The organism is Membranihabitans maritimus (genome assembly GCF_021729145.1).
Taxonomy (GTDB): domain Bacteria; phylum Bacteroidota; class Bacteroidia; order Chitinophagales; family Saprospiraceae; genus Membranihabitans; species Membranihabitans maritimus.
Genome location: NZ_JAJSLW010000098.1, coordinates 1 through 317 on the forward strand (window position 1 = coordinate 1; position 317 = coordinate 317).

The window sequence follows — 317 nt, forward strand, 5'->3', positions numbered from 1 at the left end:
CAGGCGCCGGCAAACCAAAACGGGCTATTCCCATTGCCACTATAAAACCATTCCTCTGTTACTTTTTCAAAAAATCCGCCTGATCCTAAAATCCAATCACCCAATTCCAATACAATAAACGGATAATCCACAAAATTGAATGGCCCCCGATGTAACCCTAATAGTTGACCGCGTTCTCCACCCAGATTGGACAGTACTGAATAATAATCTCCGCCGGGTAAAAAGTCTTCAACTTTATAGACTACTCCGTTCTTCTTTCGCAATATCTCCTGATCCAAATACTCCGCTTCCAAATCCAAAGCCTGGGCATCCGCCAA

At 43.8% G+C, this 317-nt stretch carries 1 protein-coding gene; it reads right to left on the reverse strand.

Going from position 1 to position 317, the window contains the following annotated elements; all coding sequences use genetic code 11:
- The coding region (locus tag LVD47_RS23465; protein ID WP_236981160.1) for a hypothetical protein at positions 1-317 on the reverse strand (317 nt) is incomplete at both ends.